Source organism: Sessilibacter sp. MAH1, assembly GCF_054658315.1.
The window spans coordinates 1-23,131 of the sequence record NZ_BAAGIC010000025.1 but is presented as its reverse complement, the minus strand read 5'-3'; the positions used below and the strand labels follow the sequence as shown (position 1 = coordinate 23,131).

General features: G+C 41.9%; 20 protein-coding genes and 1 riboswitch. Of the genes, 18 read left to right on the top strand and 2 right to left on the bottom strand.

Annotated elements, in window-relative coordinates; translation table 11 throughout:
* Positions 1-93: 93 nt before the first annotated feature.
* The 11 genes from ACYQ28_RS18230 (at position 94) to ACYQ28_RS18180 (ending at position 14,931) form a co-directional block, all read left to right on the top strand.
* The gene (locus ACYQ28_RS18230; RefSeq protein WP_460052540.1) at positions 94-2,277 is read left to right on the top strand and encodes a methyl-accepting chemotaxis protein; all 2,184 of its coding nucleotides are present in this window, start codon (positions 94-96) and stop codon (positions 2,275-2,277) included.
* A 358-nt stretch (positions 2,278-2,635) separates the two neighbouring features.
* Positions 2,636-3,943 (top strand): cache domain-containing protein, encoded by a 1,308-nt coding sequence (locus ACYQ28_RS18225; RefSeq protein ID WP_460052538.1) that lies wholly within the window; start codon positions 2,636-2,638, stop codon positions 3,941-3,943.
* 86 nt (positions 3,944-4,029) lie between these two features.
* Complete coding sequence (locus tag ACYQ28_RS18220) at positions 4,030-4,713, top strand: response regulator (protein WP_460052536.1); 684 nt, start codon at positions 4,030-4,032, stop codon at positions 4,711-4,713.
* 369 nt (positions 4,714-5,082) lie between these two features.
* A riboswitch (TPP riboswitch) is annotated at positions 5,083-5,184 on the top strand.
* 67 nt (positions 5,185-5,251) lie between these two features.
* Complete coding sequence (gene thiC / locus ACYQ28_RS18215) at positions 5,252-7,129, top strand: phosphomethylpyrimidine synthase ThiC (protein ID WP_460052534.1); 1,878 nt, start codon at positions 5,252-5,254, stop codon at positions 7,127-7,129.
* A gap of 2 nt (positions 7,130-7,131) precedes the next feature.
* Positions 7,132-8,265 carry a glycine oxidase ThiO gene (gene thiO / locus ACYQ28_RS18210; protein WP_460052532.1) on the top strand — a complete coding sequence of 378 codons (1,134 nt, stop codon included), beginning with the start codon at positions 7,132-7,134 and terminating at the stop codon, positions 8,263-8,265.
* Positions 8,262-8,465, top strand: a complete 204-nt coding sequence (gene thiS / locus ACYQ28_RS18205; protein ID WP_460052531.1) for a sulfur carrier protein ThiS — start codon at positions 8,262-8,264, stop codon at positions 8,463-8,465. Before thiO ends, thiS begins: the two co-directional genes overlap by 4 nt.
* 3 nt (positions 8,466-8,468) lie before the next feature.
* Positions 8,469-9,284: a thiazole synthase gene (locus ACYQ28_RS18200; RefSeq protein WP_460052530.1), complete on the top strand. Its 816-nt coding sequence runs from the start codon at positions 8,469-8,471 to the stop codon at positions 9,282-9,284.
* A gap of 15 nt (positions 9,285-9,299) precedes the next feature.
* Positions 9,300-10,844, top strand: coding sequence for a thiamine phosphate synthase (thiE, locus tag ACYQ28_RS18195; RefSeq protein ID WP_460052528.1), 1,545 nt, complete (start codon positions 9,300-9,302; stop codon positions 10,842-10,844).
* The gene (locus ACYQ28_RS18190; RefSeq protein WP_460104267.1) at positions 10,834-11,964 is read left to right on the top strand and encodes a ThiF family adenylyltransferase; all 1,131 of its coding nucleotides are present in this window, start codon (positions 10,834-10,836) and stop codon (positions 11,962-11,964) included. Before thiE ends, ACYQ28_RS18190 begins: the two co-directional genes overlap by 11 nt.
* 601 nt (positions 11,965-12,565) lie before the next feature.
* On the top strand, positions 12,566-14,104 hold the full coding sequence (locus tag ACYQ28_RS18185; protein ID WP_460052525.1) for a methyl-accepting chemotaxis protein: 1,539 nt from the start codon (positions 12,566-12,568) through the stop codon (positions 14,102-14,104).
* Positions 14,105-14,376: 272 nt separating this feature from the next.
* A complete protein-coding gene (locus tag ACYQ28_RS18180) occupies positions 14,377-14,931 on the top strand; it encodes an SRPBCC family protein (RefSeq protein ID WP_460052524.1) in 555 nt (184 codons plus the stop codon).
* A gap of 23 nt (positions 14,932-14,954) precedes the next feature.
* Here the strand turns inward: ACYQ28_RS18180 and ACYQ28_RS18175 are convergent, their stop codons facing one another.
* Positions 14,955-15,146, bottom strand: a complete 192-nt coding sequence (locus ACYQ28_RS18175) for a helix-turn-helix transcriptional regulator (protein ID WP_460052523.1) — start codon at positions 15,144-15,146, stop codon at positions 14,955-14,957.
* Positions 15,146-15,523 (bottom strand): hypothetical protein, encoded by a 378-nt coding sequence (locus ACYQ28_RS18170; RefSeq protein ID WP_460052522.1) that lies wholly within the window; start codon positions 15,521-15,523, stop codon positions 15,146-15,148. The genes ACYQ28_RS18175 and ACYQ28_RS18170 overlap by 1 nt, the downstream gene beginning before the upstream one ends.
* Positions 15,524-15,784: 261 nt before the next feature.
* Between ACYQ28_RS18170 and ACYQ28_RS18165 the strand changes: the two genes are divergently transcribed.
* From ACYQ28_RS18165 to ACYQ28_RS18135, 7 genes are all read left to right on the top strand, one after another.
* Positions 15,785-16,963, top strand: coding sequence for an iron-containing alcohol dehydrogenase (locus tag ACYQ28_RS18165; protein WP_460052520.1), 1,179 nt, complete (start codon positions 15,785-15,787; stop codon positions 16,961-16,963).
* A 4-nt stretch (positions 16,964-16,967) separates the two neighbouring features.
* Positions 16,968-18,470 carry a CoA-acylating methylmalonate-semialdehyde dehydrogenase gene (locus ACYQ28_RS18160; protein WP_460052519.1) on the top strand — a complete coding sequence of 501 codons (1,503 nt, stop codon included), beginning with the start codon at positions 16,968-16,970 and terminating at the stop codon, positions 18,468-18,470.
* Between the two features lie 154 nt (positions 18,471-18,624).
* Positions 18,625-19,413: an IclR family transcriptional regulator gene (locus tag ACYQ28_RS18155; RefSeq protein WP_460052517.1), complete on the top strand. Its 789-nt coding sequence runs from the start codon at positions 18,625-18,627 to the stop codon at positions 19,411-19,413.
* 595 nt (positions 19,414-20,008) lie between these two features.
* A complete protein-coding gene (locus ACYQ28_RS18150; protein WP_460052516.1) occupies positions 20,009-20,773 on the top strand; it encodes a hypothetical protein in 765 nt (254 codons plus the stop codon).
* 90 nt (positions 20,774-20,863) lie between these two features.
* Complete coding sequence (locus ACYQ28_RS18145) at positions 20,864-21,805, top strand: serine protease family protein (RefSeq protein ID WP_460052514.1); 942 nt, start codon at positions 20,864-20,866, stop codon at positions 21,803-21,805.
* A gap of 473 nt (positions 21,806-22,278) precedes the next feature.
* Positions 22,279-22,755, top strand: coding sequence for a Tse2 family ADP-ribosyltransferase toxin (locus ACYQ28_RS18140; RefSeq protein ID WP_460052513.1), 477 nt, complete (start codon positions 22,279-22,281; stop codon positions 22,753-22,755).
* Positions 22,748-22,981 carry a hypothetical protein gene (locus ACYQ28_RS18135; RefSeq protein ID WP_460052512.1) on the top strand — a complete coding sequence of 78 codons (234 nt, stop codon included), beginning with the start codon at positions 22,748-22,750 and terminating at the stop codon, positions 22,979-22,981. Before ACYQ28_RS18140 ends, ACYQ28_RS18135 begins: the two co-directional genes overlap by 8 nt.
* The last annotated feature ends 150 nt before the right edge of the window (positions 22,982-23,131 follow it).

The window sequence follows — 23,131 nt, the reverse complement described above, 5'->3', positions numbered from 1 at the left end:
TACATAGAAGTAATTAGCACCCAGAGCACAACTTAAGAACTCTACTATACTGATGACACCAACGATTTAATCTCAATCTAGCTGCCTTAAATTATGAAATTTCATTCTATTCAAGTCACAATCGCTGTAATTGGTGCCCTTTGTTTAGTTGCCACATCGGCAACATTAGTGACATCTGGGGTTATAACATCAAAATCCACACAAAAATTGGTATCTGATCAAGTTGAAGAACAAGTCAACTCGATAACCTTGCAAAATCTTCAGAACTTATCTGGACGTTATGCAAAAGAAGTGGGCTCCAGTTTTGATCTTGCTTTCGACGCCGCCAGATCAATGGCGATATCATTTTCGTCGGCGTTATCAAGTGAGGGCGAAGTTGGATCCATTAATTTATCGCGAGATTATGTCAATGATGTCTTGCTTAATAATTTGATCTTTAACGACGGTTTTAACGGCACCTATTCTTGTTGGGAACCGAATGCTCTCGACGGTAATGACAATCAATTTAAATTAGGTTCTTTGTTTCAAACAACCTCAGAAGGCAACAATCCCGAGTCGGGCCGTTTCACGCCTTATTGGACACGCTCCAAAGATGGAAATATTGGCGTGCAACCATTGGTTGAATACGACAGCGAAGAAAACCACCCCAACGGCGTACCCAAAGGTGGCTGGTATCAGGGACCTAAAGCCAACCGTTTAGAAAGTATTCTTGGTCCCCTACCTTATGTGGTGCAAGGCGAACAAGTTTGGCTGGCAACCATGTCGGTACCAATTGTGATTGACGATCGGTTTTTAGGTGTCGTAGGTGCCGATTACAATCTTGACTTTGTGCAGCGAATCGCCGAAGAGGTTGATGCCAAATTATTTTCTGGAGCCGGACAAGTCGCTATTATCAGTGAAAAAGGATTATTGATCGCCGATAGTGAACATCCAGAATTAATCGGTAGCTCATCGCAAGAATTATTTAAAAGTAATTATCAAAAAGTTCTTGAAACCATTAAATCGGGCAAAGAGTGGATCGAATCTAACAAAGGCACCGGCCATATCACGGCTTTATCTCCCATTACCATGGGGAGATCACAAACCTCTTGGTCGATCATGCTGAAAATTAACGAAAACATTGTATTAGCCAATGCTGAAAAACTTCAACAAAGTATTGTTGAAGAAAATAATTCGGCGACTTTCAAGCAAATTGCTGTCAGCATTATTATTTCTATTATTGCGCTAATTGCTCTTTGGATTGCCGCAAGATCCATTGCCAAACCCATTAAGCGAGCCGTAGATTTGGCAAAAACCATCGGCTCTGGCGATTTATCGAAACGTCTAAACTACGACGCGGTAGATGAAATTGGTCAGCTCTCAAATGCCTTAGATAGCATGGCTGACAGTCTGCAAAAACAAGTAGAAGTTGCCGAGCGCATTTCAAAAGGTGACCTTACCCAAGATGTTCAACTGGTTTCTAACCGCGATCAATTGGGCTTAGCCTTGCAACGCATGGTTGCTAATCTCAATGAACTGGTCACCCAAGTTCAGCAAAATGCTGCCTATATCCAACAAGATGCCGGTCAGGTTGCAACACTTGCTAGCGATATGTCAGAGGGCGTAGCCAGCTCTGCGGCTTCAACATCGGAAATTAGCTCAACCATTACCGATATGGCAAGACAGATCTCCGAAACTTCGAAAAATGCCGAGCGCACCAAACAACTCTCTTTAGCGTCCGAGAAAACCGCTAAGGATGGTAACGAATTAATGTCTGGCTTAAAAAGTGCCATGGCAGAAGTTGAAGCTTCAGGCAAAGAAATTACCAATATCATTCGAGCCATTGAAGACATTGCCGAGCAAACCAATTTACTCGCACTAAACGCTGCCATTGAGGCCGCCCGTGCCGGTGAGGCGGGTCGAGGTTTCTCGGTAGTGGCTGACGAAGTACGAAGTTTGGCCGCCCGCAGTTCTGAAGCCGCCAAGAGAACCGCTGAATTAATTCAGCAGTCGAGCAACCGTACGGTGCGCAGCATTGATTTAACCGATCAAACCTCGGCAGCGTTAGAAGAAATTGTAACCAGTGTGGTTGAGGTGTCGTCGCTGGTTGCCGATATTGCAAATGCATCCAGTGAACAAGCTCGCGCTATCGACCAAGTCAATGACGGTGTTACGCAAATCGATTCAACCACACAAAGTAACCGCGAAGGCGCCGAACAATGTGCTCGATCAGCGGATAAATTAATGTCACTCTCGGAAGACCTAAACAGTTTGGTTGGTCGATTCTCAGTAAAATAAGATCTATCGGCTGTAGATGGCACACTTAATCTACAGCCGATTTTTATTCATAATACAATTAAGGAAACTCTGCTAATACTACACCACGGTTTCACGCTTTTCTTACAATATCTTCTCGTCTTAAAATGGCTTTAAAGGCCTGCCATAAATTGTAATTTTTATTCAATCCGCATCAAAATTTTAATCGTTATTCCCACAAACAAGTTGCTAGTGTTCATATCAAGATAGGCGTCTTATACTGGCTATTCGTTCTATTTGTTAGCAAACTATTATGTTTAACCTACAGATTTCATTAAAAACGAAGATATTGCTATTAACAATTCTACCGTTAATAGCTCTGTCGGGAACCATTAGTTGGATGTACCAACAACAAGCCAAAAGCCTCTCACAACAGCAGGCGGCAATTTTTGAAGAAACATTATTGGAAGAAAAAAGAGCAGCGCTAAAAGATTATGTTGCCCTGGCCATGAATTCTATTACACCCATTCTCGAAGCATTTAAATCAGGTTTGGAGCCATCGCTGGCGCAATATCAGGTAAAACAAATCATTCGCGGCTTAAGCTACGGAACCGACGGATACTTTTTTATTTACGACGAAAACGGTACCAATCTAGTTCACCCCACGCAACCGGAACTTGAAAACCGAAATTTAATAGGATTTCAAGACGAAAGTGGTCAGTATGTTATTCGCGAATTATTACGAGTCGCACAAAAAGGCGGTGGATTTCACAAATATATTTGGCAAAAACCCACCTTAAATTCTGAACGCCATAAATTAAGTTATGTGGTTATGATTCCCGAATGGAACTGGATGATTGGAACGGGTTTATACGTTGATAACATCACCGAAGAAATTACCACCATGGAGGCCAAGGTCTCAGGCAACGTTCGCAGCAGTTTTTTAGCGGCCACGCTATTATTAATAATCACCCTTGCTCTGGTGATTATTATCGTTATTGGTGTGAATATGCACACCGCACAACTGGCCGATCAACGCTTACAAGAATTAACCAGTCGTTTCGTTACTTTTCAAGTAATACAACGCCGAGGTTTTGCGCGAGATCTGCACGATGGCATTAACCAACTTTTAGTATCGACAAAACTTTGGCTCAATATGGTGGAAAAAAAATGGGGCCAAGAAAACGCTCTTGATCTATTAAAAAAAGCCGAAGATCAATTAAATATTGCCATCCAAGAGGTTCGAAGAATATCGCACAGTCTACGCCCCATGTTGCTCGATGATCTCGGGCTAGAAACCGCGCTGCACGAATTATTGGATGAGTTTGAAGAACAAACCGAAATACCCGTTAATCGTCGCATTCACCTACCCAAAGGCGCCTTACCAGACGCTTTAGAAATTACCATTTATCGCGTCGTGCAAGAAGCCATTACCAATGTGCGAAAACACGCTCAAGCAACTCAACTTACACTCAGCATTACCACCTCAACGCAATCCATCAGCTTAAAATTGGGTGATAATGGCAACGGCTTTTCTCCCGAAGAAGATTCAAAAGGTATTGGTTTAATGAACATGCGTGAACGGGTTGAATTGTTAGGCGGTAAATTCAGCGTTTCTAGTCGAAAAGAAGGTGGTACACTGGTTAAAGCCTTGTTTGAATTGAACCCAAAAGGTTTGAATAAAACCAACGATTTAGCACAATTATAAGTATTAACAATAGGAATCTCTGATTAACTTAACCTTAATTTAATCAGTAGATTCAATAAATATTTTACGTTAAAAGAATAAATTGCATGAGTATCGACTCTACAGTAACCATCAATCACTCTAAACCAGAAATAAAATTAATTATTGCCGACGACCATCCAATGGTTCGCGATGGTTTAAAATTCAGTTTAGAAAGCGAGTCTTTTATAAAAGTTCTTGCCGACGTCTCGAATGGTCAAGAAGCTTTAAAGTCGGTTTTAGAGCTAAACCCCGATGTGGTATTACTGGATATTTCTATGCCGGTAATGACCGGCCTAGAAGCCTGCGTAAAAATTCGTGAACAAGCTCCAGCAGTGGGAATATTAATGGTTACCATGCACGACAACCGTGAATATATCACTCGGGTTATACAAGCAGGTGCCTCGGGTTATGTTTTAAAAGACGCGCCACCCGAAGAACTTATTCTTGCCGTGCAAACCGTGCATCAAGGTGGAACCTATTTTAGTTCGAGTGTTGCCAAAACTTTATTCAGTGAATTTGGTAATACCCAAACCACATCCAATACCGTAACCGGTTTAACGGCACGTGAAACCGATGTATTAATCGCGTTAACAGAAGGCTTGGGTAACAAAGACATTGCCAAAAAAATGAATATATCCGTTCGTACCGTAGAAGCGCACAGACTTAAAATTAAGCAAAAATTAGGCATTAGCAGCTCCGCCGGATTAATTCGCTATGCTATAGATCATGGTATTGGTGTGTATAAATAAAAAATAAGAATCTCTGATCAATTTAACAATAGGAAACTCGGATTAACCTAGAGTTTCTCGCGACACAAGGATGTGTCGCCAATTTCAAGAACTGTAAGTGATTGAAATTGTGAAAAAATTGGACATCACATTTTCAATTTCTGCCCTCTGATTAAATCAAGGATGAGTTAATCAGAGGTTCCTGTAAGCCATAAAATCACAGATAACATTCTTAAAAAATTCAACATTTAAAAAAATAAATAAGCCATTCATTTGGCTGTAAATTTTTCATACATTCTCCAAATCACTTAATCGATTACTAAAAATCACCGTTAAAAATGTTATTGACATACAATAACTCTCGTCTAATAATCGCCGTCACATCATTATTGCGTCTTGTCGGGGTGCCTTTTTTTAAGGCTGAGATGGTTGATCCAAACCCGTGAACCTGAACAGGTTAGAACCTGCGTAGGAAACAAGATCTTCGTATCTTCTGTCACACCATGACGAGTCGCATGCTGGGTAATTTTTATCAAATGAAAATACTAGGCTTAAAAGCATGCAAAATTCTAAACGCAATGACCAAAATCTGTGTGATAACGCACAGTTAACGATTTCAGCGCAACCATTTCCAAATTCCACAAAAATTTACGTAGAGGGCAACCGCAAAGATATTCGCGTTGCTATGCGTGAAGTGTCGCTAGCGCCAACGCATTTTCGCGATGGCTCACTGGAAGAGAATTCTCCCGTCAAAATTTACGATACCTCTGGTCCTTATTCCGATCCAAACAGTAATATTGACGTAAAAAAAGGCTTAAATTCGGTTCGTGGCCAATGGATTTTGAATAGAAGCGATAGCGAAGAACTTGCAGATTTCACCTCAAAATACACCTTAACGCGCAAAAATAATATTGCCTTAGAATCGCTGCGTTTTAATTTACAAAAGAAACCGCGCCGTGCAAAACCCGGTAAAAATATTACTCAATTACATTACGCTCGCCAAGGCATTATTACGCCCGAAATGGAATACATTGCCATTCGAGAAAACCTAGCACTTTCACAACAATGCCTTAAAGACGCGCAAAAAAATCAACACCCGGGGCAAAACTTTGGAGCCAATACTCCACAGTACATAACTCCAGAATTTGTGCGCAGTGAAGTGGCTGCGGGCCGTGCGGTTATTCCGGCCAATATTAATCATCCCGAATTGGAACCTATGATAATAGGTCGTAATTTCCTCGTAAAAATAAATGCGAATATTGGCAACAGTGCTGTTACCTCGTCTATTGAAGAAGAAGTTGAAAAATTAGTATGGTCTACCCGCTGGGGTGCCGACACGGTAATGGATTTATCCACCGGCGATAATATTCACGAAACCCGCGAATGGATTGTTCGTAATTCGCCGGTTCCCATTGGCAGTGTTCCCATTTATCAAGCACTCGAAAAAGTTAACGGTATTGCCGAAAATCTTACCTGGGAAATTTTTAGAGACACATTAATTGAACAAGCCGAGCAAGGCGTAGATTATTTTACAATACACGCCGGCGTATTATTACGATATGTACCCATGACAGCGAACAGAATTACCGGCATTGTCTCGCGCGGTGGTTCAATTATGGCGAAATGGTGTTTGGCACACCACCAAGAAAACTTTTTGTATACGCACTTTGAAGAAATTTGCGAAATTATGAAAGCCTACGACGTGACATTTTCGCTGGGTGATGGCTTACGACCCGGCTGCATTGCCGACGCCAACGACGAAGCGCAATTTTCAGAACTTAAAACGCTCGGTGAATTAACACAAATTGCTTGGCAGCACGATGTGCAAGTTATTATCGAAGGCCCCGGCCATGTACCCATGCACATGATTAAAGCCAACATGGACGAACAATTAAACCATTGCCACGAAGCTCCTTTTTACACTTTAGGACCTTTGGTTACCGATATTTCACCGGGTTACGATCATTTTTCTTCGGGCATTGGTGCGGCGATGATTGGTTGGTATGGCTGCGCCATGCTTTGCTATGTTACCCCTAAAGAACATTTAGGGTTACCCAATAAAAACGACGTTAAAGAAGGTATTATTACCTATAAAATTGCCGCCCACGCCGCCGATTTAGCCAAAGGTCACCCAGCGTCACAAATTAGAGATAACGCGTTATCAAAAGCACGTTTTGAATTTCGCTGGGAAGACCAATTTAATTTAAGCCTAGATCCAGATCGAGCACGCGAATTTCACGACGAAACGCTCCCCAAAGATGCCGCAAAAGTCGCGCATTTCTGCTCTATGTGCGGCCCTAAATTCTGTTCAATGAAAATTACTCAAGAAGTGCGCGAGTACGCTAAAAACCAGAATAATACCGTTATCGACGAGGGTTTCGCGAATATGGCTGAAACCTTTCGTTCTCAAGGCAGCGAACTCTACAAAGAAGTTTAATTATGTTTGACGCGCTCAATCATCAAGCAAAATCCATTGGTATTGTTGGTGCAGGTATTCTAGGAAGACTCATTGCTTGGCAATTACAATCTCTAGGTTTAAAGGTGACCTTGTTCGATAAAGATCCTATCTTTGGCGGAACTGCGGCATCTTACACCGCTGCGGGAATGCTCGCGCCCTACTGCGAATTAGAACATTCCGAGCCCTTAATTTACGACTTGGGTCAACGCAGCCTCGAACTGTGGCCAAGCATTGTGGAATCATTACAGGCTGAGAATTTTTTTCATCAAGCCGGTACGCTGGTTATAGCACATGCTCAAGATCAGAGTGACTTAAATCATTTTAATCAATTATTAAATCAGCGACTGGGTTCTTGCGATGATTTGGCGTTTTTAAATCAACACCAACTGCAACAAATAGAGCCAGAGTTACAACACAACTTTAAGCAAGCAACCTATTTAAAAAACGAATCGTGGATCTACACTCGCGAATTTCTCGACATAATTGCCGATCAATTACTTGCCAATGGTGTTGTTTGGCATGGCCTTTGTGAAGTTATGCATGTTGATAAACGAAAAGTCATTACCCAAAAACAAACCTTTAATTTTGACTGCGTTGTGGATTGTCGTGGCATGGGTGCCAAACTCGATGTCCCGCAATTACGCGGTGTTCGCGGGGAATTACTGTTTATTGAAGCACCCGATGTTAATTTTAAGCACATGGTGCGTTTAATGCACCCGCGCTATCGATTGTATTTGGTGCCCCGTGATAGTCATCGATATATATTGGGTGCAACGCAAATAGAAAACGAAGATTACAGCCCAATTAGCGTGCGCTCGGCTCTAGAATTATTATCGGCACTCTATTCAGTTCACCCCGGATTTTCAGAAGCGCGAATACTCGAAACCCGAACAAATTGTAGACCAGCCGTATTAGACAATCTGCCTTTTATTCAAAAAGCCGACGGAATTATTCGAGTTAACGGTTTATATCGCCATGGATTTTTAATGGCACCAGCGTTGGCCGAGCACGTAATCGCAGACATAACGCAACAAGCGCCACCCCAAATTATCGGCAGTTTATACCGATTAAACGACCAACCTTTATCACATTCACGCTATCGAGAATCCGTGTGACCAGAATCATTTTAAACGGCGAACCCAAAGAATTTGCAGACGTTAACAATTTAGATGAGCTTTTAAATGCGATAACCGATCTTCCGCAAAACTTTGCCACAGCAGTAAACATGACTTTTGTACCAAAATGTAATTACAGCAGCACGGTGTTACATGATGGCGATGAAATCGAATTATTGGTGCCCATGCAAGGAGGATAACCTATGTGGAGTCTTGCAGATAAACAATTAAATAGCCGATTAATGATTGGCTCGGCGTTATATCCGTCACCACAAATAATGAAAGACGCTGTAGTCACTTCGGGCGCAGAAGTAATTACTGTTTCGATTCGCAGACAACTCTTCTCTAATGTAAACAACGTTTCTTCCAGCTTAAACAATACGTCATCGAACTTGAATAACAATTATTGGCAAGCAATACAATCTTTAAATCTAAATATTTTACCCAATACCGCGGGCTGTCATACGGCGCGAGAAGCAATCACTACCGCGCAAATGGCTCGTGAAATTTTTGGCACACATTGGATTAAACTCGAAGTTATTGGCGACGAATATACCTTGCAGCCAAATCCGTTCGCGTTAGTGGAAGCTGCACAAGAACTAACACAACAAGGTTTTGAGGTTTTCCCCTACTGCACGGATGATCTTGTAGTTTGCGAAGCCTTAGTTAAAGCGGGATGCAAAATTTTAATGCCTTGGGCGGCACCCATTGGCACCGGTAAGGGTTTAATTAATCTCTACGCGCTAAAAAATCTTCGCGCGCGTTTACCTAACGTCACCTTAATTATCGATGCGGGTATTGGCGCACCCTCACACGCCACACAAGCGATGGAACTCGGCTATGATGGCGTTTTATTAAATACCGCCATAGCACAGGCGGCTGATCCCGTACTCATGGCAAAGGGATTTAACGCCGCCGTTTTAGCCGGAAGATGCGCGTTTGAAGCAGGAATAATTCCTGAAAAAAATATTGCCAAACCCAGCACACCCGTTTTGGGAACGCCTTTTTGGCATCAATAATTTATTGTCATTATTATGTTAACACCCACACATTCGTTTAAAACTTTAACTCAAAAACCGGTTGTACTGAGTATCTCCGGTAGCGATAGCGCCGCCATGGCCGGTGTACAAATGGATAACCGCAGTTGCCAAGCCTTGTCCGTTCATTGCGTTAACGCCATTACCGCGGTAACCGCACAAAATAATCACGAAGTTATTGCTATAAATGCCGTATCGGTTATTGAGCTAGAACAACAAATTCAAGCCGTATTACCGCTAAATCCACAAGCCATTAAAATCGGCATGCTTGCCAGTACCGAGCAAATTGATTGGTTGAGTGATTTTTTAGCTCAGGAAGAAATTCCGGTAATTTACGATCCAGTCTTGGCAACCAGCAGTTTTTATTCCGTTGCTAATAACAGCATTATTTCGTTAATTAAATCCAAAATAATTCCCCATGTAACGATAATTACACCGAACCTAGCAGAGGCACAAGCGCTCACCGGAATTTCTATACACGACGATTCAACGACAGAACTCGCCGCAATAGCTTTGCAAAAAATGGGTTGCCAATGGGTTATTATCACCGGTGGTCATCGCAGTTCTAATTGGGCGTCGGATTTTTGTGCGGGGCCAGATACACAATTTTGGTTACATAATGTAAAACTGGATAATAAGAATCTTCGCGGTAGTGGTTGTTTTTTCGCAAGCACTCTAGCAGCAACCATTGCCCGAGGTTACGATGTTCGCGATGCATTGGTTATCACTAAAATGTGTGTGCAAAATGCAATAGAAAACGCACTAAAAGTTAATGGTAATATGGGGTGTTTAGAACCCAATGGTTTTCCCACCAAAAATTGGCCAGAGTATTCTGAAAGAACTTCTAAAAAAACTTCTAATGGCTTCGCAATAGAACAAGGTTTTCCTTCTTTCACAGATCACAACGGTGAACAATCGCTGGGTTTATATCCCATTGTTGATCGCGCTGTTTGGTTAGAAAGATTATTACCTTTGGGTGTTTCAACGATTCAGCTGCGCATTAAAGATTTATTTGGTCACGCATTGGTTGAAGAAATTACCCAAGCCATAACCATAGCCAAACGGTTTAATTGTCGGCTGTTTATAAACGATTACTGGCAACTTGCCATTGAACTCGGCGCCTATGGTGTGCATCTTGGCCAAGAAGACCTTGCCAACGCGGATTTATTGGCAATAAAAACCGCTGGATTACGGTTAGGAATCAGCACTCATAGTCATTGGGAAGTTGTTCACGCTAAGGCATTTAAACCGTCTTACATAGCGTGCGGGCCTATTTTTCCAACCACCACAAAAACCATGCCTTGGGTACCTCATGGCATTGAAGGTCTTAACTATTGGCGCAGTGCTATTAACGATTATCCGCTGGTTGCGATTGCAGGAATTGACGAAACAAATTTTCATACCATTGCCGAAACCGGAGTTTCGGGCATTGCCTTAATTACTGCGATTACAAAATCTCCAAATCCAGAAGCTACAACTCAAAAACTGTTAACTATTTTTGAAAGTGCCTCAGAAAAGATCTCGCATCATCATGCCAAATAAAGTGTTTAATTCTGTAAATATGACGCTGTCCGAACGCGAACAGGAGCGCTATCAACGTCATTTGCAGCTGAAGGGATTTTCAGAGTCTGGACAAAAATCACTTAAAAGCTCAAAGGTATTAATTGTTGGTTTGGGTGGTTTGGGTTGCCCAGCAGCACAGTATTTGGTTGCCGCAGGTGTGGGCCAGATAACCTTATTAGATGGGGATCTTGTCAGCCTATCGAATTTGCAGCGGCAAATACTTTTTACAGAAGATGACCTTGGCAGTAATAAAGCGGTAACGGCCAAGAATCGTCTTAAAAAACTCAACAGTGATATCGATATTTTTGCGATAGATCAGTATTTAACAGTAGAACATGCGTTAAGGTTAATAAAAGACGTCGATTTAGTTCTTGATTGTACCGATAATTTTTCAAGCCGTTATTTAATTAATGATATTTGTGCTTATTATCAAACTCCATGGCTTTACGCGAGCGTACTCGGCTTTAATGGCCAGTTAGCGTTATTTAAATCGGGACAAGGTTGTTTTAGGTGCTTATTTCCACAAGCGCCAGCAGATGTTCCCGACTGTAACCAAGCGGGAGTTTTAGGTGCTGTACCCGGAGTATTAGGTAGCTTGCAAGCCGTACAGGCGCTACACTATTTAAAGGCAAAGCGTACCTATTTTGAAGGTTCAAATGGAACGCAGATGTTGCAATTTTCTGCACAGACCCCATTTGATTTAAAAACCATACAAATGCAACACTCACCGCAATGTCCAATGTGCACCGGTGGGTGGAATTATCAAAATTTTCTTAAGGACTACCCAAAAATCATGAGCCAAGATACGAGCAATCTAATTATTTCTGCCGTAGAGTTCGTAGAGTTTGTTAACAACCACAGCCCCGTTTTGGTTGATGTTCGTGATCCGCATGAACATCAAGAACGAAATCTAGGCGGCATCAATATTCCACTTACAGAATTAAAAAACAAAGCGTTAGATTTATGGAATAAAGACGACTTAATTTTGGTGTATTGCCGCAGCGGCAAGAGAAGCTTAATGGCCGTCAACGAACTTCTTGCCTTAGGTTTTGATAATGTCAAAACGCTATGCGATGGTATAGATGGTCAACCCAAATAAAATAAACTCTAACTAACCTAGAGTTTCGGCGACACAAGGATGTGTCGGTAATGTTATGAAAAACAATTGATTAATATTGTGAAAAAGTCGGCTATTGTATTGTCAATTTTTTGACTTCTACTTTTTGAGTTCTGCTTTTTAAATTCTATTTTTTGAGCTCTAAATTAAACCGCTTACCCGTTAATCGGAGTATTCAAACAACCTTCCCCCAAAATTGACCATTGATTAACTAATCGCAGTCAATGTTTTGCCTTCGTCTTTTCACTTCCGTATGGCTTCTTCGAAGACGAGTTTGCACTAGCCGCTCAAATTTTAATATTGGTAATAATTATTCCGACTCACAGCTGTTACCTTTATTTAGATAATATTATAAGAGTCACTTTTTTATTATTGTTTTTCGGAATTTCTAATCCGCGGACGAGCATTCATTAGCGCATCGGCTATATTTTTAGTTATCCCTAAGAATAACGTGGCCTAAACAAATACGGTTATGATGTCTCTACTCAATAATCTAAACTTTCAAACTAAACTGGCTATTCCTTCGGTTGCAATCGGAATACTCGTTATACTGTTATCTGCATATTGCATTAGAAGCAGCTTAATGATCGCCGAAGATAACAATGAAATAGCCTCAGTTTTTATTGATTCTATCGAGCTTGGTTTAAATGCCGACAGAGATTTGTATCAATCCCTGACGGCAACACAAAACTTTATTGCGTTAATGGGTTTGGGTGATAGAAATTCTGCCGCAGCTGAAAAAGCAGATTTTGAAGAAAACGCTCAACAAGCCTACGATCGCATGAATAAAATGCGCGGCTTAATGAAAGACCACCCTGAAATTGAATCGTCTATCGCTACTTTTGAAAGAGACTACAAAGCCTGGTACGAAAAAGCCAGTCAGGTAATAAGCCTAGCCGAAAAAGGTTCTACTCGCCAAGCGCAGGAACTAAATACCCGTGAAGCAAAAACGCTTTTTGAAATATTACGCAGACATTACGACGTAAGCGTTGAAGTGGTAAAAAATATTTCTGAAGAAGTTGCCAATGGCGTGGCTAAAAGTACCAATAATCAAGAGATTATTCTCATAACCGCTATGTGTATTGTTTTGTTTGCCGTTGCTGCAAGCATTTATCTATCACCTAAATTAATTACTGTACGTCTAAATACGCTGATCAATGTTATCGATCAAATCAGTCAAGGTGATGGCGATTTACGCGGTCGTCTTGATGACCGTGGCAAAGACGAATTAGCCGTATTAGCTAGAGCTTTCAACTCGTTAATGGGAAAATTACAGCATTTAATTAAAATGATTCAGAATGACTCGGAAGAGTTAGAACATACCTCAAATTCGCTTAACGGCTCGACGATACAAAGCGAGCGAATGACTTCAACTCAAAATAAAAATCTAGAGCAAATCGCCTCTGCGGTTACCGAGCTGAGTCATGCTGTGCACGAGGTAGCGGGCAATTCACAATCGGCTTTATCAGAAACTCAAAATGCGCGCGATAAGGCCACAGAAAGTCGAACCATTGTGGATGATACCGTTGTGAGCGTAAATAATTTATCGAACTCGGTAAATAATGCCGCACAGGTAATTGCAAAACTTGCCGACGAATCCATGAACATCGCCAGCGTTTTAGACGTGATTCGTGGTATCGCCGAGCAAACCAATCTACTGGCTTTGAATGCAGCCATCGAAGCGGCGCGAGCCGGGGAACAAGGCCGCGGTTTTGCGGTGGTTGCCGATGAAGTTCGCACCCTAGCCAGTCGCACCCAGCAATCCACCGAAGACATTCAACGCATGATTGGCGGTCTAAAAGGCGGTGTAGAAGAAGCCGTAGGTGCAATGCGTGCAGGCTCTGATCAAATGTCGAATGTATTGGCGATGTCTGAGACCATTCAAGCCGCATTAGTTACGGTTGAACAAGCCATTAATAAAGGCAGCGAAATGATTTATCAGATCGCCTCTGCTACCGAGCAACAAAGCTCTGTAACTGACGAAATTACCAAAAACATAAATACCTTGCACGATATTGCGCAGGAAGGCATTGGAAATATTCAAAATACCCGCGAGGTTGCCGATAAAATCGATCGCATGTCGCGCGCGTTAGCAGAAACAAGCGGTCGCTTTTGTTGTTAACTTTAAAACCTCTGATTAACTCATCTCTATTTGAATCAAGTGCGAGCAGGCTCTAAAAAACTGCTCGGTTTACCTCCACGTCTCATTGTTTTTTTAACACTAAAACAATTGTTCCCAAAATCAACTTTCCTAAATTCATTTCCACCCAAAATCATCTGTTTTTGCCTCTTTGTATAGAAAACGCAGCGTTCACAATTTTAAACTTTTAGCATAGCTTTATCGGTTTTGATAATCGTAAGATGGTTACAATGCTCGGCAACTGAGGATTAACAATGACTACTCGATTATTAACTGTGCTATTACTGTGTTTACCTATGACTCTTGTTGCAGAGCCGAATGCTAAAGACCAAATTGTAGATTTGCCCGGCTACGCTTTTAAATATTCAGTAACCACTACCGCCAGTAAAGAAACCATCTGGCAATTATGGTACGACGTAGAAAACTGGAAATCTTTTGATGAGCGATTAATTTATTCGTACCTAGAAGACGGTTATGAATTTGAAAACGGAGCCATTGGCTATTTAAAAGGCAAGGGCACACCCTCGCGCACTAAGTTCGAATTAAAAAATATTCAACCCGGCGTGTCGTTTGAAGAAGAGCTAAAGCTACCGCTCTATCAAACGGTATTGTTAAAACGTTATTTTGAACCTTCTGAAGACAGCACTACTACCTTTACCCACGAGGTGGTTTTTCAGGGTTCGCTGGCGTGGTTGTTTACTCTATTTCTAGAAGGGCCTTTTAAGGGCGACATTATTTTGGTAATGAATAAAATGCGCGAATTGGCAGAGTCTAAACAAGACAGTGATCAAGATTCAAAGAACCTGTGATTAATCACCGGATTCATGCTGCGTTAATCCGGTGAAAAAATATCTTCTATTTTTAAATTAAAATACTGCGATATTTTAAAAGCCAGCGGTAGGCTCGGATCATACTTACCGTTTTCTAGCGCATTAACGGTTTGTCGAGACACCCCCAACACGCTGGCCAATTCTGCCTGAGAAATCGATCGTTCGGCTCTTAGCTCTTTTAAAACATTTTTCATTACTGGTACAACCTGCTCACCAGAGGCGTGGTCAATCCCCAGCTCACAATCATAAAAGGAAATATCCACACATAAGGAATGTGCGGCAAACCGGTATTTTCTAAAAAACCGTAGGTAAACGTAGTAAGACCCACAATCACAAAGCTTATGGCAAAACTCATTAACTGAATGTGTTTTTGCATCTCGTCCAGTTGTTTTAACCCCCGCAACACAGCAACCGTTACCATAATGGCCGGAATAATCGGTAATACGGCAATTACATATCGCCACGGGCTATCGCTAAAGCTCGGCAATAAGGTCAGGCTGATCATTAACATCACAGTGTACAACGCGATACTAACGCCAAATTCTACGGCCTGTTTTTTTGAATACAGCATAACCATCCTCTTTTCTAACCAGCCAATATTAATCCATTGATGTAAAGCAAGCTTGACACACAGTATGAATAATCTTCTTTCATGTCAAGCTAACTTGACATTTGATCGGGTATTTTCAGTAGTTAGTTAAAAAATAGAATTAAATGAGACTTTTAATCTCAACTTAGGAGTTGACTCCATAAGAATACACGCGTAAAAAGTCTTTTAACGAGACATCAGGTCTCAGTTTATAAAAATAAAAACATCAGCAGAGTAAACTCTATGACCAGTCGACTGATACTCCCACGAGTCATGCAAAGTGGTGCTGGCGCGTCCAAAGAATTACCGGCAATACTGAAAGCCTTTGGCTGCCAAAGACCGTTAATCGTTACCGATAAAGTGATGGTATCTTTGGGTTATGTCGAAACCCTTGGCACCTTGCTATCTGAGAACGACCTTACCTACGCGGTGTTTGATGACACAGTGCCCGAGCCTACCGAAGATTCCATTATTGCTGGTGTTGAAATCGCCAGAACCGGCATCGACGGCGCGCCCTTTGACTGCATAGTTGCGCTCGGTGGCGGCAGCCCAATTGATTCCGCCAAAGCAATTGGCATATTGGCGAAATTTGGCGGCACCATGCGTGACTATAAATTCCCGCGCGACGTTGCCGAGCCGGGCTTACCGGTTATTGCCATTCCTACCACCGCCGGAACGGGCTCTGAAGCGACGCGATTTACCATCATTACCGACGATAAAAACGACGAAAAAATGCTTTGTGCTGGTATTGGCTTTATGCCCATTGCCGCATTAATCGATTTTGAATTAACCATGAGCGCACCGCCCAGAGTCACCGCCGATACCGGTATAGACGCGCTTACCCATGCGATGGAAGCTTACGTGAGTCGCAAGGCCAATGTGTTCAGTGATCAACAAGCGCTGGCAGCCATGCGTTTAATTGGGCCAAACTTGCGTACGGCGTATTTCCAACCCGGTAATCGCCCCGCCCGCGAAGCCATGATGATGGGGGCAACTTTGGCAGGTATTGCATTTTCGAATGCTTCGGTAGCCTTGGTGCACGGCATGAGCCGCCCTATTGGTGCGTTTTTCCATGTGCCGCATGGCCTGTCGAACGCTATGTTGCTACCGGCAATTACAGCGTTTTCTATTTCGGCGGCACCGCAGCGCTATGCCGATTGCGCCAGAGCTATGGGCATTGCGACACAACAGGATAGCGATGAACTTGCCAATCAAAAGTTACTCACAGAACTTAAGCAACTTAATGAAGAATTATCGGTACCCAGCCTTGCAGAATTTGGCGCCGATAAAACGCGCTTTTTTGAATTACGAACACTAATGGCAGAACAAGCACTCGCCTCTGGCTCACCGTCTAACAACCCTAGAGTACCAAGCATCGACGAGATGGTGGCGCTTTACGAACAAGTTTGGAATCAGGAGTAATCCCATGAAAACCCTTAGCAATTTTATTAATAACGAAGCTACCCTAAGTCAATCCAGCAAAAAAAGCCCCGTCTATAACCCGGCTACTGGCGAGCAAATCGCCGAAGTTGCGCTATCGACCGTAGCAGAAACCCAAGCTGCCATTGGCGTTGCCGAAGCAGCGTTTGCTGAATGGTCAAAAACCCCAGCGGTAATTCGGGCGCGCGTTTTATTTAAATTTAAAGCCTTGGTTGAAGACAACCGCGACAAGCTTGCCGAGCTTATTTCTATAGAACACGGCAAAGTATTTTCGGATGCCCAAGGCGAAATCACCCGTGGCCTAGAAGTGGTTGAATTTGCCTGTGGCATTCCGCACGCATCCAAGGGCGAATACTCCTTAAACGTAGGCAGTGGCATCGATTCCAACACCCTAATGCAACCCTTAGGTGTTTGCGCGGGTATTTCACCGTTTAACTTTCCGGTGATGGTACCCATGTGGATGTTCCCAGTAGCAATCGCCTGCGGTAACACTTTTGTGATGAAACCGTCTGAAAAAGATCCTAGCTCAACCTTGTATTTAGCCGAATTACTGGCCGAAGCCGGTTTACCTGCGGGCGTATTCAACGTTGTGAATGGCGACAAAGAAAGCGTAGACGTATTACTGACCGATCCACGCGTGCAAGCCGTAAGCTTTGTTGGCTCAACACCCATCGCCGAATACGTTTACAGCACCGCATCGGCCAATGGCAAACGCGCCCAAGCACTGGGTGGTGCCAAAAACCACATGGTAATCATGCCGGATGCCGATCCAGATCAGGTCGTAAAATCTCTTATGGGCGCAGCCTACGGCTCTGCGGGCGAGCGTTGCATGGCAATCTCTGTGGCGGTTTGCGTGGGTGACGATGTTGCCGACAACCTAATTACCAGCCTTAAAGACGAAATCGCACAGATGAAAGTTGGCGCTGGTACCGGTGTAACACCAGAACCACACATGGGACCAGTCGTTACCAAAGCCCATCAAGAAAAGGTACTGTCTTACATTGATTTAGGTGCAGAAGAAGGCGCAGATTTAGTGGTTGATGGCCGCAACTTCACCGTAGACGGTTACGAAAACGGCTTCTTTGTTGGCCCAACCTTATTTGATAAGGTCACCAAAAACATGCGCGTTTACCAAGAAGAAATTTTTGGCCCAGTACTTTGCGTGGTAAGAGCCAAAGACTTTGATGAAGCCTTGCAACTGATTAACGATCACGAATTTGGCAACGGCACATCAATCTTCACTCGCGACGGCGATACCGCACGTCAATTTGAAGAAAACGTAAAAGCAGGCATGGTTGGCGTTAACGTACCCATTCCTGTGCCTATGGCATTCCACTGTTTTGGTGGTTGGAAACGCTCTATATTTGGCCCACTGCACATGCACGGCCCAGATGGCGTTCGCTTCTTTACCCGCATGAAAACCATCACCAAACGCTGGCCAACCGGTATTCGTGCTGGCGCAGATTTTAATATGCCAACCATGAAATAAATTAACCTAGCGTTAAATTGGCCCAGTAATTCTGGGCCGATTTTTATCTGCAAAAAAATTAATCGCATTTAATCTTAAAATACGTTTTAGTATTGCGTAATAACTGCTTTCTATTATCCAAACCGTTACACATCAGAATTAATCTGAGAAAGAAATGACCGATAAAACGTCCCGAGAAAAAGGCTCTTCCATTACCCGCGTACTGGAAATTATTGAAGCCATCGCCAAAGCCGAACGCCCTCTTTCTGCAACCGATATTTCTCACGAGCTAGAAATTCCTAAAGCCTCTGCACACAGACTCGTGCAAACACTAGAAGCCGAGGGATTTATTCAAACCAACATGCGTGGCAACTTAGTACCGGCAAAACGTTTAAGCGATATTGCCTTGGGCGTATTGGCCAGCGCCAAATACAAAACCCAACGCCGGTCTATTTTAGAAAAACTCGCCGCAACCATTGGTGAAACCTGTGGAATTTCTTTGCCAGACGGCACCGAAATGATTTATTACGACCGCGTACAAGCCAACTGGCCATTGCAAGTCTACCTACCTATTGGCAGTCGCGTACCCATGTACTGCTCCGCCGGTGGTAAAACCTATTTAAGCCAACTGCCCATGGCAAAATTAAAACGCGTAGTAGAAAACCTACCTCTTGAGCGCCGCGCAAGAAATACCATTACCGACCCGTCACGGCTTTTAGAAGATATTTTAAACATTCAAAAAACCGGTCTTGCCATCGATAACGAAGAATTTGTTGACGGCATGGTTGCCTGCTCCGTTGCCATCAATGTTAACGACAAATTTCACGCATCCTTATTTTGCCACGCACCCGTAATACGAAAATCGTTAGAAGAAATACAACAACTGGCGCCCGTTTTAAAACAAGCCGCCGAAGAAATTACACATTTGTTGGAAGAAGAAGACAGCTGGGATATTGATCAGTAGTAGAGCAAAACATTCAACCGCATAATTTCCTAGTAATTACTAGGAAATTAACATGTCACCCTCTGAAACACTATCGCTAATATAAAACATAATAACCAGTATTGGCGGCGCATTTTTAGTATCCATCCTTTGCTTACCGTTTTTAAAAGAATATCTATTAAATAAAATAAAGCACAAAGACCTTGTGCAACTCCAACAAGAAATAGAATCCTTAAAACTTCATCATTAAACAGAAATTGCAATTAATAGCAAACCAACTACCTATCGTAAAATAAAATAAGTAATTCACCTGCATAACCACTGCAATAAAACATTTAAATTTCAATACAAATAATTTAATTTCAAAACCTAATTAAACAGTCGATTATTTCATTAGTTAAAAATATTTTACCAAGTATAAAAACCCATCAATTTAGGTATAAAAATTAACGCCTGAAAAACACAAAAAATGATATTCGCGCCAAACAAACTGAAACGTTGACGCAACAAAGGTTTCAAGATAGCTTTAAAAAATCTCCCCAAATAGGTACCTCTATGACGGTAGCTTTGGGAAAACGTCGTTAAGTAAATCATTAACTGTTAGGAATGATCAAAGATGATTCACAACTGGGAAATCCATGTTGAAGCAGGCTCATACTACCCAAGTTTGTCGGATCATTTTCCGGGAGATGATATTTACCTTTCCTACAAGAATGAAGATCATTGCGGAATGCAATTTTCTGCCTTTTCTCCACATATTGATGTGCTCACGGATGGGCAGGATGTTGGGACAAGATTGTTCAGCCTCCAGCTTCTTTTAAATGGGGCTCTTCGTTTAGAGTGGGGAAATTGCGATTTTATGCCAATATCTTTTCATGGGTTTCACAATCTTAATGGGAATAATTCTTCGCATCAGTTTAATGCTCCCGTAGAGGAATACCCTTTTAAGGCCGGCAGCGAAAACGCGCCTAGGCCAGCACGGCGTAGAGATCCCAAGCAAAGGCTCTCCTCTTACCTTCTTTATCTTTCAAAGTCAGACGAAGCTGTTAGAAATATACTCTTTCTTGTAGGCATGTTATCTACAAATACTCCAATTGAAAAAATACTGTCTTGGGGTACGCTTTATAAAATTTTTGACTGCGTAAATACCTACGCCGGAGACGCAGCATTAGATACATCTGCTTTCGCCGATCAAAATGATATTAAGAGATTTACCGCAGCTTGCAATAATATGAGCATTATCGGCCTCAATTCTCGACATGGGGCTAGTAGTAACACACCACCAAAACGCATCATTAACAACTATGATGAAGCTCAAAGTTTAATAATTGATATGTCCCGAAAATTCATCTGTGCTTACATCAATGCTAAGAATTACTGACAAGCCGCTCAAACGCCAAAACAAAAACAGTGTTTTTGCTTTGGACTCACCACTACGTGGATCGCCGCTTATTATGTCTTTATTTTTAAAATGAAAAATGGCCGTATAAAAAAGAAGTTAAATAGCTATATAGTAAAGGCAAGTTTATCTAATATTGCAAAGTCAACCAGAAGGGTTTTCTTCAATCATCTAAATGCGTCAGTAGTAGAAAGAGGTTTCTTTCATGTAGATCAAATGTATGGCAGTGGCAGCGGTGTTTTAATTCGTTACAACAATACATTCTTTCTACTAACAGCAAGGCATGTTATAAAAAACAATATCCGAGGAGATTTTCAGAACGAATCTGCATTTTGGATCACTTCAAAACTTCAAGGAAAGTGGGAGTCCCTTCATGACTTTTTAATGCCAAAGAAGATTTGGAATATAGGAGAGCTAGTTTCATTAGATGTTGAATATATTGATGTTTCAGATGTATGCCTCATTGAGCTTTTTTATCCGGGTAAACATCATTTTCCAGATCATTATATTGAGATTAAGGGAGCGACAAGTGTACTTACAAAAAAAGATTATTTTGAAGGGCAATATCTTTTGGTGACTGGGTATCCATTCGAGAGAAATACCTTTGATTTTACACCTGTAAGTGACGATATTACTCATACGACATCCATAGCAAGACACACAATCCCTGGCACTTATGTTATGGATAGAGATGTTGGCTTCATCTCATTCGAAATGGTAGAAAGTGATGTCCGGCATGAAAATGTAAATGGTATGAGTGGCGGTGCAGTTTATAACGTTCAACCAAAGGCCAATCAGATAAAACTGGCAGGCATACCGGTTACCGCAGGAGACAATATATGCAGATTCATCCCTAGCTACATTTTTATTGATGCCTTGCTCAATTATCAAGATAGTAGTTCTACAGTTGTTGATCCTGTCGTATTAAATCCTCCACCTCTGGAAGATCTAGCAAAAAGTTTATTTGAATACATGGTGCGGTTTGATCCTAAATTTAAGGACATTAACATCTAGCATTACAATCATAACACTTTGTTAGTCTTGAGCTACTCATCATTTGGTTTTTAACGTGAGCATTATAACTATTCTAGCGTTTTATCAGTTGTAAATTTTAGGTTTTATGCAAACTGAAGGTTCTCCCTCTTGGTGTTTTTAAGTAAAGTACTAAATTGTGGTAGCTAATTTTTAGTAAAAGGTAACTTCACGCTAGGCAGTTTTGCTCGTCGCGGTTTTGATTATCAAAGTGGATATGTAAAGTCTAGTAGTTTCGTTTTCCGAGGCTTAATTTGGTAAATTTGGTCGCATAAAGTAAGGTAACCCAAATGTTTGGTAGTACACTTTTAGCGCTGCATAATAGTTACTATTGTACTTGTTCTAACAAGTTGTTCTTATTCGTTCCGGCCACAAAAGACATGGCCTTCACCGGACGCGCTGTCGCACGCCGCAAAGCAAAGCGTTAAAAATAAAAACACTAAGGGGAATTAGTAATGAAAACTATCGAAAAATTGCTAATATCGAAAGGCCAGCTAGATCGTATTTATGTCGGCAATTTAAAGCTATATCTTTGGCGATCTCTTCATAAAAGCGCGAAAAGTAAAAACCCATTTTATCCAGATTTTGAAGAGCGGGAAATAAGAGCTGGTGTGTTACGAGCCCCGGACATTGAGGTTGTCAAGTTGGCAAGTGGCACGGAAATGGTGAAATCCGTCCTAGGCCAGGGAACATCATTGTTTGACCGCCCCGGTGCATTCGGAGAAAACAACTGGACATACTTCGAAATACCAGTAGGTACGGAAATACCAAATGGTCTGATTATCACAAAGGATAACTATAATAAAAGATTTAATGCTACTCACTACTCCATCAGCCCCAATTATGACATGCCTAAATTCCAGTTTATCCAGCTTTTGGATGCGCTTGCGCGGAATGCTGAGTCTCAGAAAAGGAAGTTAAGCAATGGCTGAATTAGAATTATCAACGATTTTGGTTAGTATACAATCTGTTCAAAAACAAATTGAGTACTTTGAAGGGCTACTTGCATCAGAAACAGTTAAGGATAAGGGCGAAATTCAAGAGTTACTACTGTCTTATGATCAAGCAGCTGAAAATCTCAAAGAAGTTTATATGTCTAAGCGTTCTTCTGGGAGTAATTACCCTGAGTATGAATCTTTGATTAAAAAAAATTTGTAACAAGAAAAGCCAGGCAACGATAAAAAGCGCGCGCCTGCTTTGAACGTCATAACTCAAGGAGCAAGAATGGCACTTGTAGTGGTCAATTATTTTCATACCACCCTGTAGGAGGTTTTTATCATTTAAATGCTTTCTCAACTTCAGCTGGTG